This window comes from Streptomyces orinoci (assembly GCF_003121295.1).
Lineage (GTDB): Bacteria > Actinomycetota > Actinomycetes > Streptomycetales > Streptomycetaceae > Streptomyces > Streptomyces orinoci.
In genome coordinates this window covers 234,727-247,138 of record NZ_PHNC01000006.1, presented here as the reverse complement: position 1 = coordinate 247,138, position 12,412 = coordinate 234,727, and the positions used below count along the sequence as shown (strand labels likewise).

General features: G+C 72.8%; 11 protein-coding genes. 6 read left to right on the top strand and 5 right to left on the bottom strand.

Annotation, left to right across the window (positions count from 1 at the left end):
* Positions 1-11 precede the first annotated feature (11 nt).
* The 3 genes from CV755_RS03030 to CV755_RS03020 all read right to left on the bottom strand — a co-directional run bounded on the left by CV755_RS03030 (position 12) and on the right by CV755_RS03020 (position 3,915).
* Positions 12-1,853, bottom strand: coding sequence for a M4 family metallopeptidase (locus CV755_RS03030; RefSeq protein ID WP_241560938.1), 1,842 nt, complete (start codon positions 1,851-1,853; stop codon positions 12-14).
* Positions 1,854-2,194: 341 nt separating this feature from the next.
* Entirely contained in the window at positions 2,195-2,605 is a 411-nt protein-coding gene (locus CV755_RS03025) for a gamma-glutamylcyclotransferase family protein (RefSeq protein WP_241560937.1), read from the bottom strand.
* A gap of 83 nt (positions 2,606-2,688) precedes the next feature.
* Positions 2,689-3,915 (bottom strand): streptophobe family protein, encoded by a 1,227-nt coding sequence (locus tag CV755_RS03020; RefSeq protein ID WP_241560936.1) that lies wholly within the window; start codon positions 3,913-3,915, stop codon positions 2,689-2,691.
* Positions 3,916-4,087: 172 nt separating this feature from the next.
* Here CV755_RS03020 and CV755_RS03015 point away from each other — a divergent pair, with 172 nt between their 5' ends.
* Positions 4,088-4,882, top strand: a complete 795-nt coding sequence (locus CV755_RS03015) for a DUF998 domain-containing protein (protein ID WP_241560935.1) — start codon at positions 4,088-4,090, stop codon at positions 4,880-4,882.
* On the opposite strand, the gene CV755_RS03010 is transcribed toward CV755_RS03015, so the two are convergent.
* Positions 4,837-5,427 (bottom strand): ribonuclease FAU-1 family protein, encoded by a 591-nt coding sequence (locus tag CV755_RS03010; protein WP_109278527.1) that lies wholly within the window; start codon positions 5,425-5,427, stop codon positions 4,837-4,839. The two genes, CV755_RS03015 and CV755_RS03010, sit on opposite strands and share 46 nt — an antisense overlap.
* Before the next feature lie 89 nt (positions 5,428-5,516).
* Here CV755_RS03010 and CV755_RS03005 point away from each other — a divergent pair, with 89 nt between their 5' ends.
* From CV755_RS03005 to CV755_RS02985, 5 genes are all read left to right on the top strand, one after another.
* Positions 5,517-6,344, top strand: a complete 828-nt coding sequence (locus CV755_RS03005; protein ID WP_109278526.1) for a PrsW family intramembrane metalloprotease — start codon at positions 5,517-5,519, stop codon at positions 6,342-6,344.
* A gap of 189 nt (positions 6,345-6,533) precedes the next feature.
* Complete coding sequence (locus tag CV755_RS03000) at positions 6,534-7,760, top strand: amidohydrolase (RefSeq protein WP_109278525.1); 1,227 nt, start codon at positions 6,534-6,536, stop codon at positions 7,758-7,760.
* Positions 7,761-7,857: 97 nt separating this feature from the next.
* A complete protein-coding gene (locus CV755_RS02995) occupies positions 7,858-9,555 on the top strand; it encodes a sensor histidine kinase (RefSeq protein WP_109278524.1) in 1,698 nt (565 codons plus the stop codon).
* A gap of 24 nt (positions 9,556-9,579) precedes the next feature.
* Positions 9,580-10,233, top strand: coding sequence for a response regulator transcription factor (locus CV755_RS02990; protein WP_109278523.1), 654 nt, complete (start codon positions 9,580-9,582; stop codon positions 10,231-10,233).
* A gap of 4 nt (positions 10,234-10,237) precedes the next feature.
* Positions 10,238-11,092 carry a DMT family transporter gene (locus CV755_RS02985; RefSeq protein WP_109278522.1) on the top strand — a complete coding sequence of 285 codons (855 nt, stop codon included), beginning with the start codon at positions 10,238-10,240 and terminating at the stop codon, positions 11,090-11,092.
* A gap of 150 nt (positions 11,093-11,242) precedes the next feature.
* On the opposite strand, the gene CV755_RS02980 is transcribed toward CV755_RS02985, so the two are convergent.
* A complete protein-coding gene (locus CV755_RS02980; protein WP_109278521.1) occupies positions 11,243-12,373 on the bottom strand; it encodes a permease in 1,131 nt (376 codons plus the stop codon).
* Positions 12,374-12,412 lie beyond the last annotated feature (39 nt).

Genomic DNA, 12,412 nt, shown 5'->3' with positions numbered 1-12,412 from the left:
CCCGTGGCGGGTCAGCGCTGGGCCGAGGGGGCGTTGTCGGGGGTCACATTGACCGCCGCCCAGGCCTGGTTGACCGTCTGGTACTCGGTGCTGTTCTGGCCGTAGATGTCCGCGGCGGCCTGCAGGGTGGCCGTACGGGCGTCATGGAAGTCGGAGGACGAGACCAGGTAGTTGGTCAGCGCCCGGTACCAGATCTGGATGGCCTTGTCGCGGCCGATGCCGGTCACCGTGGAGCCGTCATAGGTGGGCGAGTTGTAGTCCACACCGTTGATGGTCTTGGCCCCGCTGCCCTCGGCCACCAGATAGAAGGCGTGCGAGGAGACGCCGGAGCCGGCGTGCACCTCACGGTCGTAGGAACCGGAGTCCCAGTAATCGACGGTGCCCTCCAGCTGGTCCTGGGAGGGCTGGTCCAGGCGGCGCAGGAAGCCCTGGTCCAGACCCAGCTTCTCGCCGATCAGGTAGTTCGGCGGGTTGTTGGGGTTGTTGGTGGCGAACTCCACGGCGCTGCCGAAGACATCGGCGTAGGACTCGTTGAGCGAGCCCGCCTCACCGAACTGGTTGCCATTGGAATCGACGCGGGTGGGCTGGAAGTTGGCGGTCTGCTCCACCACGCCGTGGGTCAGCTCATGGCCGGTGACATCCAGGGCCACCAGGGGCTGCTTGAAGGTCTGGCCGTCACCGTCGCCGTAGAGCATGCAGTGGCAGTTCGGGGACCAGAAGGCGTTGGCCACGCCGCTGCCGAAGTGCACCATCGCGTGCGGGCCGACACCGTCGTTGTTGATGCCGTTGCGGCCGAAGGTCTTCTTGTAGAAGTCATAGGTGCTGGTGATGCCGAACTCGGCGTCCACCGCGGCGCTGCTGGGGTCGGAGTTGGTGCCGTTGCCCCAGCTGTTGGTGCTGTTGGTGAAGGCCTTGCCGCTGGAGAAGCTGCTGAGCTCCTGGGAACCGGCGTTGCGGGTCTCGGAGTTGCCGCGGCTGGGGTCCTTGAGGGTGAAGGACCTCGAGGAGGTCTGGGTGGTGGTGAGGGAGACCTTGCCGTCGAATATCGCCGAACCGCTGCCGCTGGCCTGGGCCGGGAACGAGCCGGAGGCCGAAGTGCCCGCCTTGGCGGGGGACTTGGCGCCGCCGATGCCGGGGGTGGCGGTACGGCCCTGGGCGCGCAGCTTGTCCTTGAGGGCGGGGGAGATAAAGGCGTCGTTGTCCGGGGTGCTGGAGAGGACCTTGCCGGTGGTGGCGTCCACCATGACGGTGCGGGTGGTGCCCTTCTCCGCGGCGCGGGTGCCGGTGACGGTCACCTGGTAGGCGAGGACCGCCTTGCCGGAGGTGGCATCCACCACCAGCTGGGCCTTGCCGGCCTTGCCCTTGGTGGCCTTGGCGGCATTGGCCGCGGCCTGGTCGTGCGTCAGCTTGGGGGCCACGGACGGCACGGCGAGCTGGTGGTGGATGGCGCGGGTGACGCCCAGGTACTTCTGCTTGGCGTCCAGGTGGATGACGAGGTCGCCGCCGATGACCGGAACACCCTTGTAGGACCGCTCGAAACGGACATGCCGCTTGCCCTCGGGGTCGGCCAGCGCCGCCTTGACGACCAGGGTGTCCTGCTTGCTCACACCGGTTTCCCGGGCGTGGGCGAAGGCGGCGGTGCGGGCGGCCTTCACCACGTCCGAGCCGGCCGTGACGGCGAAGCGGGCCACGGCGGCGGTGGGGGCGTGGTGGCGGGCGGGGGCCGCCGGGGCCGCCAGGGCCACCTGTGCGGTGGTGGCGGCGGCCGCCGCCACGGCGACGGCGACGGTCAGTATTCGGCCGCGGGATCTGTGCGAGGCGGCAGAGTTGGAGTTCGTGGGGGATGTACGCACGGTTCAGCGCCCTTTGTCATAAGGGCGGTCCGGGGCTGCGTGAGCGCCTGTGGGCGCGGGCATGCCGGGCCGCCCGGATGCGGGCGGTGCTGTCACTTGTGCACCGCGGGACCCTCTGGTCCCGGGCAGACTGTGCATGCATTGGCATGCTCATGAAAAGAGGTGTAACACCGTGTTAACCGCAGTTGGACATCTCTTGACCGTTGCGTCTACGGAGGGTGAACGAGGTGCGACAGGTGGTCCACTTGAGAAGGGTGAGGGGGTAAAGGGCGCACGGGTTCCGTGAGTTGAGGAGTGATCAGCATGTGAGACGGCGCGTTACTGGGTGTTGAGGTGCGGTGTCAGTGATGTGGCCATCGGCCGTGGGGAATTGGGGTGCCGGTGGTGCGGAGGGTGTGGGCGAGGGTGGGGGTGGCCAGATAGACCCAGGCCGGGGGCCGTTCGCCGGTGGGGAGTTCGACGGGGAGTGCCACTCGCTCATAGAGGTTGTCCGGCGCGCCCGGAGCGTAGCCCTCCAGGGCGTCCAGGGTGGTGAGGACGGCGGCGTACCCGGCCGGGGCCAAGGTGATCAGGTCGCCATGGACTTGGGAGTGGGGGGCGGGAACGGCAAAGGGGTAGCCGGGGCCCTCGTAGAGGGCGGCACCGCGGAGGCGGGCGGGCTTTTCGGCGGTGGTGTGGCCCTGGAGGTAGCGGGCGTAGTTGTGCCGGCCGGGGCGCAGGGTGCCATAGACGAAGAGGGGGAGCTGGGGCACGGCGGCTCCTTGGATCGGCCTGTTGCGGCGTAGGGTGGCACGCCCCTGCGGGGAGTTGGGAGCCCCTGGCCGTTGCCGGCCGGTCAGGTTTCCGGTGGGTGCCGGGTGTGGGCGGCCGGGGGGACGCGGTGCGGGAGGAGGGCGCAGAGCAGGCCGGACAGCAGGCCCCATAGGGCGCCCAGGCCCAGCAGGCGCAACAGGCGGGCGTGCAGGGTGACTTCGCTGCCGAAGGCGTCGATGTCGCCGAGGCCGATCAGTGACAGGCCGTACCGGGCCGAGATCCCGGTGAGCGCCCCGACCGCGAGCAGGGCCAGGGCCAGGCTCACCGCCAGCCAGACCGCCTGCCGCCAGGGGCGGGGCCCGGTGGTCGCGGCATAGCCGGTGAGCAGCAGGGTCAGCGCGGCGGCCAGGGCCAGCACCCAGGCGCGGCCGTCCTGTTCCGACAAGGAGGACAGATCCACCGTCGCGGTCCGGCCGTCGTGGGCGCGCAGCACCGCCGCCAGGGCCTGGGGCATCGGCAGCCCGATGGTGTGCGGCACCTGGCCGTCCCAGGCGCCGCCCAGCCCGATGCCCAGGGCGAGCCAGGCCAGATTGGGCAGGCCCAGCAGCAGTACGGCCATGGTCTCGGCCGGATGGCCATGGGTGATCAGGGTGACCACTCCGACCAGCAGGCCCAGTGCCATATAGCCGAGCAGCAGGCCGAGGACCGCCCGGACCGCCGGGCGCGCCGGGCGGAGGAACCGCGGCAGTGCCACCCGGCGGGAGGCGAGTGCCACCACCCCCAGCAGAATCAGCAGCCACAGCAGGCCGAACCCCAGGGTGGGCGTCACCGCCGCCCGGAACCCCACCGTGGGGGTGACCCCCAGCGCCTCGCCGATGTCATTGAGCACCTGGCCGCCCAGGCTCAGCCGGAAGGTGTGCCGGGCCGCCGCCGTGATCAGGCCCAGGGCCGCCAGCCAGGGCACCGCCGTGCGTACCGCCAGGCCCGTCGGCCGCAAGCCGGCGTCCAGCCCCCGGCGGAAGCAGGCGGCGGCCGCCAGGGCACCGGCCAGGGTCACAGAGAGCGGCACCACGGACACCGTGGCGCCGGTACGGCCCAGAAAGCCCGCGCCGCCGGTGAGTTGGAGAGTGCCGCCGACGGCCGAGACCAGGGTGGCCGCCAGCACCCCCGGAAACGCCCCGGAGGGCAGATGGCCGGCGCCCGCCGCCCACAGCCCCAGCGCACCGGTCACCACCATGGCGGCCAGCGCGGCGACCACGGTGACCAGGGCGTACCCCCAGGCACGTACTTCCGGCGGCGGCTGACTCACACCGTCCAAGCTAAGCCCGGGCGGCAGCGGTCACCCCTTCGGGCAGGCGCCCGGGGGACGGACGTCCGCTTGCGGGGCACACCGGGTTACGACACACAATGAGCGCAAGGGTGGTGAAAGCGGGGCGAACCCGTCAAAGGGCGGGAAGCGCCCCGAGCCGAGAAGGAGGGCAGTGTCGCCCGAACCGACGTCCTCCGTCTACCGGCAGGCCGCCGTCGCCTCTGACGGGCCGCGCGGCGCGCCGCCGCCCGCCGGCGCCCGTGACCGCCGGCGGGCGGCGCGTTTCCGGCCCGGCCGCCGCTCCGCCGGACTGCTGCTCGCCACCGCCGCGGTGGTCTACAACGACTGGCTGCTGGAGTTCTGGCTGCCCACCGGCCTGGACCCCCGGCACTCCTATGTCAGCGAACTCTTCGCCGCCGACCAGCCCTTCCGGGTCACCTTCGCCATCGTCGAACTGCTGGCCGCGGTGCTGGTGGCGGGCGGGGCGCTGCTGGCCCGGAGCGCCGCCGACGACCCCTGGTCCCGGGCCGGATGCCGGTGCCTGGCCGCCTTCGGCGCCGCCTCGGTGGCCGATGTGGTGGTGCCCATGCGATGTGCGCCCTCGGTGGAGGCCGGCTGCGAGGCGGTCAATCCCTGGCACACCACCACCAGCGCCCTGGTGCACGCCGCCCTGTTCATCTCCATGGCGCTGTTCGCGGTGGCCGCCCGGGACGGCCGGTCCCGCTGGTCGGCGCTGCGCCGCTGGATCCCCTGGGTACCGGCCGGGGCGCTGGTGGCGGCGGTGTCCACGGTGGGACCGCTGTTCGGCCACCCCGGCTGGCACGGGGTTCCCCAGCGGGCACATCTGGTGCTGGCCGGAATGTGGTTCGCGCTGCTGGCGACGGCACTGCTGCGGGCGGCGCCGGGCGGGCGCGGGGAAGCTCAGACGTCTTCCAGCGGCACCGCCGCCGGCACCTCCCACTCCTGAGGCGCCCGCCAGTCACGCCAGGCCTCCCACCAGCACTCGCCCCGCTCCAGCAGTCCGGCCACCTCGGCCGCGGCGGCCCGTACCGCCTTCTCCTCCGCCGCGGTGAAGCCGCCGGAGCGCACCCGCTCCTCGAACTCCGCGACGTCCTTCCAGCGGTGCGGCGAGCCATCGCCGGGTATCCACAGGTCCAGTTCCTGATCCAGGGTGTCGAAGCCGCGCTCCGTACGCCGCAGCGGCAGCTGGAAGTTGACGTACCAGCCCTGGAAGACGGCGCCCGACCAGCGCCCCCACACCGCGTAGTTCTCGCCGGGCCGCTGGAGCTGCAGAACGCCCTCGGACTGCCAGCGCGGCTCCAGCGCGCTCCAGGGATGCGGGCCCCACCGGAAGGGGCCGGTACCAAAGGTCAGCGGGGTGCCCTGGGCCAGGTGGACGGCCAGGGTGTGCCCATCGTCCGCCACTACCCGTACCGGATGGACCAGCCATTCCCGGTCGTCCAGGATCTCCCGACGGACGATCACTTCTCCGTTCTCAAAGCGCTTTGACATGCGAGGACCCTAACCGCGCCGGGCCGCCGGTCACCCGGGCGGCCCGTACCACCGCGCCCCGGCCGTACCGGCGGTGCTCTGATGAACGCATGTGGCTGCGCTGTCTGACCGCCGGGCTGGCGCTGTGGGTCTCGGCCGTCCTGGTCACCGCCGCCACCCACAACTCCCGCCTGCTGCCCACGGTGATCCTGCTGGGCAGCTTTCTGGCGCCCGGGTGCTTTGTGCTGTGGGCGCAGGAGCGCTACGGGCGGCGCCGCGCCATCGGACTGCTGCCGGGCTGTTTCCTGGTGGGCGGGGTGCTGGGGGTGCTGGGGGCGTCCGTACTGGAGCACTGTCTGCTGCACCCCTCGATGACCCTGTTCGCCGGGGTGGGGCTTATCGAGGAGGGGGTCAAGGCGCTGGCGCTGGTGTGGCTGCTGCGCGGACACCCGCGCACCCGCGGCCCACGCACCGGGCTCGTCCTGGGCGCGGCGGTCGGCTTCGGCTTCGCCGCCTTCGAGAGTGCCGGCTATGCCTTCAACGCGCTGATCGCCGACCGGGACCTCTCGCTGCGCGCGCTGATCGAGACCGAGGTGCTGCGCGGACTGCTGGCCCCCTTCGGCCACGGTCTGTGGACCGCCATCCTGGGCGGGGCGCTGCTGGCCGCCCGGCACCATGGCCGCTTCCGGCTCACCGAGCGGGTGATCGCCTGCTATGCCGGGGTGTCGCTGCTGCACGCCCTGTGGGACGCCATGAACGACATCGCCGGACGGCTGGTCCGGCTGCTGGCCGCCGATCCGATGCCCGGCGGCCAGGAGCAGGAACGGCTGCGGCTGGTGCTGTCCAACGCCGGGCTGCTGGCCGTCGCCCTGACCGGGGTGGCCTGGCTGGCGTCCCTCGTCCGGAGCACCGGCGGCGCCTCCGTTCCGCGCTCCTGAAAAGCTCCGGAGAGCCTCACAGAGCTCCAGGGGGCCGGGCGCCGGGGCGGCGGACGGCCGCCGAGCGGTGGCGGCCGGCCGGCCGCCGGGGGAGGGTGACAGCGGGATCAACCGGCAGCGGGACAAACCGGCGGCGGGGGTCGCACCGGGCAGCGGGATCCCACCGGCCGAGGCTTAAGGATGTGGCGCATGTCGGACGCGACGACCCAGGTGCTCACCGGACTCGACGAGGCCCGCCGCAGGGAGCTGGCAGAGCTCTACCGGGACCTGCACGCCCACCCGGAGCTGTCCTTCGCCGAGCACCGCACGGCGGCCGAGGTGGCCCGCCGGGTCCGCTCCTACGGCTATGAGGTGACCGAGAGCGTGGGCCGCACCGGTGTGGTGGCCGTCCTCAAACGCGGCCCCGGCCCGGTGGTACTGCTGCGCGCCGACCTGGACGCGCTGCCGCTGCAGGAACGTACCGGACTGCCGTATGCCTCCGGCGCGGACGGGGTGATGCACGCCTGCGGGCACGATATGCACACCGCCTGTCTGCTGGGGGCGCTGCGGCTGCTGGCCGAGGGGCGCGGGCAGTGGTCCGGCACCGTGCTGGCCGTCTTCCAGCCCGCCGAGGAACTGGGCTGCGGGGCCCGGGCGATGGTGGAGGACCGGCTGTTCAAACGGTTCGGCAAGCCCTCGGTGGTGCTGGGGCAGCATGTGGTGCCGCTGCCCGCCGGGACGGTCGGCTGCCATCCGGGGCCGGCCTTCGCGGCGGCGGACACCCTGCGCGTCCGGCTGTTCGGTGAGGGCGGCCACGGCTGGTCTCCGGAGGCGGTGATCGACCCGGTGGTGCTGGCCGCCGCCACCGTGCTGCGGCTGCAGACCGTGGTCTCCCGGGAGGTGGCGGCCGTGGACAGCGCGGTGCTCACCGTCGGTGCCCTGCGGGCCGGTGGCGACCAGGCGGAGCTGGAGGTGGACGTCCGCAGCCATGACGCCCGGGTGCGGGAGCGGATGCTGGCCGCGGTGGAACGGATCGTACGGGCCGAGGCCGCCGCCTCCGGAGCGCTCAGACAGCCGGAGATCGAGACCACCGGCTCCTTCCCGGTGCTGGTCAACGACCCGGAGGCGACCGAGCGCACCATGACCGCGATCGGCACCGTGCTGGGCACCGAGCGCCTGGTGGACCCGGGGCCGCTGACCGCCGCCGAGGATGTGGGCGTCTTCGGCAGCGCCGCCGGGGCGCCGGTGTGCTACTGGGTGTTCGGCGGCGCCGATCCGGAGGAGTACGCGCGGGCGGAGCACACCGGGACCGCGGCCCGCGCCATTCCCGCCAACCACTCGCCGCACTTCTCCCCGGCCGTGGAACCCACCCTCACCACCGGGGTGACCGCGTTGGTGGCAGGTGCCCTGGCCTGGCTGGGACCGGCCGACGGCTGACCGGCGGCCGGCCGGCCGCCGGGCGGCGACTTTGGTGGACGGTCGGCACGACTTTCGGCGAACGCCCATACGGATAAATCTGTCTAGGGTTTCCGGCATGGTGTGGAAGTCCCGGGTCCGCCGGCTATGGCTGCGGCTGACCGCTCCGGAGCAGTGGTCCCGGCGGCGGACAGCGGCGGAGAGCACACTGGCCACGGTGCTCGCCCTGCTGGGCGCGGTGGAGCAGTACGCCCGCGGCCTGGGCTGGGTCCGGGTGGTGCTGGTGGCACTGCTGGTCGCCGCGGTCTGCCTGGTACGCCGGGTGCTGCCGGCCACCGCGCTGATCGCCGCGGCGGCGGCGACCGAACTGGCCCCGGTCACCGGCTGTCTGCTGCTGATCGTGGCAGGCGGCTCGGCCGGGCGCCGGATCGACGGGGCGCTCAGGGCACTGGCCGCCTTTGGCGCCGCCTTCCTGGTGTTCGAGGGGCTGCCCCTGCTGAAAGACCCGACCGCGGTGTGGCTGCTGGTCTTCAATGTGCTGCTCTTCCTGGTGATCACGGTGGTCCCCGGCCTGGCCCACCGCTACTGGAGCCAGCGGCGCACCCTGCTGCACACCCTGCGCGAGCGCAACCTCCAACTGCTGCGCGAACGCGAGATGGTGGCCGGCCAGGCCCGGATGCGCGAACGTCAGCGCATCGCCCAGGACATGCACGACAGCCTGGGCCACCAGCTGGCCCTGATCGCCGTGCAGACCGGCGCGCTGGAGGTCTCCCGCGAGCTGACCGACCAGCAGCGGGAGGCGGTCGGGGTGCTCCGCCAGGCGTCGGTGGCCGCCATGCATGAACTGCGCGCGGTGGTCGGGGTGCTCAAGGACGGCACCGTGGAGGACGGCCCGGTGGCGGACGAACGTCCGGCCGCGCGGGTGGTGGCCGCCGTGGACGGCCTGGTGGAGTCGGCGACCGCCGCGGGCCTGAAGGTACGCACGGTCCGCTCCGGCGAGCCCCGCCCACTGGGCCCGGCCGCCGACCACGCCGGATACCGGGTGGTACAGGAGGGGCTGACCAACGCCTCCAAACACGCGCCGGGCGCGCCCATCACCGTTGGCCTGCACTATGAGCCGGACTCCCTGGTGGTGGAGGTGGCCAACGGCCCGGCACCGGCGGCCGGCGGGGCGCCCGGGGCGGCGGTCAGCGGCGGACAGGGGCTCACCGGGCTGCGCGAGCGGGTGCGGCTGGCGGGCGGCATGGTGCACGCCGGGCCCACCGGGGACGGTGGCTTCCGGCTGGCCGCGGTGCTGCCCTACCCGGAGGCGGACGGCACCGACCCGGCCTTCGCCGAGGCCGGTGACGAACTCGGCGGGCCCGGGCGGACGGCCGCGGACGACGGTGTGCCGGTCACCGGCCGGTCGGCGCCGTCCGAGGAGTTCAAGGACGTCCTGGGCCCGCACAGAAGCAAGGGCTGTCTGATCGGCATCGCAACGGCCCTGTTTCTGCTGGTGGGGCTGGTGCTGCTGATCGTGGCGGGCGTCGGCAAGGTGATGGACGAGGCCGGCCGGGCGATGCTCGACCCCGGCACCTATGCCGCCATCAGGGTCGGCTCCACCGAGGACGAGGTCCGCCACCGGCTGCCCTCCGGAAAGTCCCTGCTCACCTCCGGCCTCAAGGGCAAGGGCCCGGCGGTGCCGGCCGGGGCCAGCTGCCTGAGCCTGCTCTCCACGGACAGCGCGGGACCGGCCGGCACCGACACCGTGTACCGCTTCTGTTTCCGGGACGGGAAACTGATCGAAAAGCGCGAGTTCCGCGTCAAGAACGACTAACGCTCAGCGAGCAGGAGAAACCGAGTGATCCGCGTCCTCATCGCCGATGACGAGCCCCTGATCCGGGCGGGCATCAGGATGATCCTGACCTCGGCGGACGACATCGAGGTGGTGGCCGAGGCCGCGGACGGACGCCAGGCGGTGGAACTGGCCCGGAGGCACCGGGTGGACGTCGCCCTGCTGGACATCCAGATGCCCGCCCTGGACGGCCTGGCGGCCCTGGCCGAACTGGGCCGGACCGCCCCCGGGGTGCGGGTGCTGATCCTGACCACCTTCGGCGAGCGGGAGAACGTACTGCGGGCCCTGCGCCAGGGCGGGGCCGGATTCCTGCTCAAGGACTCCGCGCCCGGAGAACTGATAGGGGCGGTACGGGCGGCCGCCGCCGGGAACGCCTACCTCTCGCCCGCCGCCACCCGGCATGTCGCCGACAGCCTGGCCGCCGGCCCGGCCACCGGCCGCGCCGAGGAGGCCCGGCAACGGGTGGCCGCGCTCAGCGAACGCGAACGCCAGGTGCTCGCCCTGCTCGGCGAGGGGCTGTCCAATGCCGACGCCGGGCGGCGGATCCATATGAGCGAGGCCACCGTGAAGACCTATGTCAGCCGGATCCTGGCCAAGCTGGAGTGCGGCAACCGGGTCCAGGCCGCGCTGCTGGCGCGGGACGCAGGACTGGGAGGCTGAGCCGGTGACGGTGCTGCTGACCGTGCTCTTCGCGCTGCTGACGGCGGTCAGCAACGCCCTGGCCACGGTGCTGCAGCGCAAGGCCGCCCGCGAGGTGCCGCCCACCCCGGGCCTGAGGCTGGGGCTGATGCTCGACCTGGTGCGGCAGCCGGTCTGGCTGGCCGGGATCGGCGCGGTACTGGCCGCCGCCGTCTGTCAGGCCCTGGCCCTGACCTGGGGCTCCCTGGCCCTGGTCCAGCCGATCTTTGTCACCGAGCTGCCCTTCGCCCTGCTGATCGGCACGGTGGTGCTGCGCCGCCGGCTGCCACCGCGCGGCTGGGCCGCGGTGCTCTCGGTCGCCGGCGGGGTGGCGCTGGCCCTGGCCTGCGCGGCTCCCGGCGGCGGCCGTCCGCCCCACTCCCCGGCCCTATGGGCCCTGGTGCTGATCTGCACCGGAGGTGCCATGGCGGGGTGTGTCACCGCCGCCCTGGGGCGCCCCCGGGGCCGCGCCCGGGCCGCGCTCTTCGCCATCGCCGCCGCCATCGGCTACGCGCTCACCGCCGCCCTGATGAAGGCCGCGGCCACGGCCTTCGCCGAGGACGGCGCGCGGGCCTTCTTCACGACCTGGCAGACCTATGGCTTCTTCATCGCCGGGGCCGCCGCGCTGTTCCTGCTCTCCAACGCCATGGCCGCCGGGCCCCTGGTGGCCTCCCAGCCGGCCCTCACCCTGGGCGATGCCCTGGTCAGCCTGTCGCTGGGCCTGGTGCTCTACGGGGAGCAGGTACGGGCCGGCTGGTGGCTGCTGCCGGAGGCGGCGGGGGTGGGGTTCGTTCTCGCCGGGACCCTGGTGCTCTCCCGGGTCCAGAGCGCGGCGACCTAGGGTGCGCCCGTCAGGGCGCCCCGCTGTTCACGGCGCAGAGCGATGCACATGGGCGGGTGCGTTCGCGGGTGCGGGCTGTTCTGGGTTGCTCGCGCAGTTCCCCGCGCCCCTGACGGGCGCACCCCCGCGCCCCTGACGGGGCGCACCGCCTCAAGGGGCGCCGCCCATCATGCGGAGCATGGCCGCACCCCCCGTACGCAGAAAACGCACCACCAGCAGCGCCGCCAGCAGCAGAAAGGCGATGTTGAGGAACGTGGTGTGGTCCCAGGCCACCCCGCCGGACGGCACCCGGGCGGTCATACGGTCCGGCACCAGCCCCAGCGCCCCGAAGGCGAACTCCACCACCGCACCGGCGGCCACCATCGCCACGTAGAAGGTGCCCAGCAGGAACCCGGCCATCCGCAGCCCGTAGTACCGCCGGTAGATATTGAGGATGGGCAGGATCAGCAGGTCCGCGAAGATGAAGGACACCACCCCGCCGAAACTGATGCCGCCCTTCCACAGCACCACCGCCAGCGGCACATTGCCCACCGAGCAGACGAAGGAGGCCATCGCCACCAGCGGCCCCACCAGCGGCCCCCACAACCGGGCCGCCAGCGGATGGCCCGTCACAAAGAACGCCTGCCAGAAGGAGTCCGGCACCCAGGCCGCGATGGCCCCGGCGATCAGCAGCCCCAGCACCAGATCGCGCAGGATCGCCGCCCACTCCATGACAAAGACATGAGCGGTGGCGGTGAAGCCCTCCGGCGAGCACAGCCGGGCCGCGAAGGAGCCCTCCCGCCGCACCGACATATCCATCGCGGCATGCCCCTCCATCGCCCCGGCCAGCCCGCGCTCCGCCTGCCGCCGTGCCGCGCCCAGCAGTTGAGCGCTCAGCAGCCGCCGGAACAGCAGTGCCAGCACCACGATCATCAGCAGCCCGCCGGTGAACTCGGCCAGCGTGAACTGCCAGCCCATCAACAGGGCCAGGAGCACGCCCAGTTCGACCACCAGATTGGTGGAGGCGATCTCAAAGGCCATCGAGGCGGTGAAATCGGCCCCCTTGCGGAACAGCGAACGCGCCAGCGCCACCGCCGCGTACGAACAGGACGAGGAGGCCATCCCCAGCCCGGCGGCCAGCGCCAGGGTGCGGGGACGGCCGTCACCCAGCGCACCCACCACGGTGGACCGGCGGACCACCGCCTGGACCACGGCGGACAGGGCGAAACCCAGCACCAGCGCCCAGGCGATCTCCCACGCCATGGACCCGGCCATGGCCAGTGCGTGCGCTACCGCGTGCATGGAGGTCCCCTCGCTCGGCGGGCAGCAGGGGCACGGACG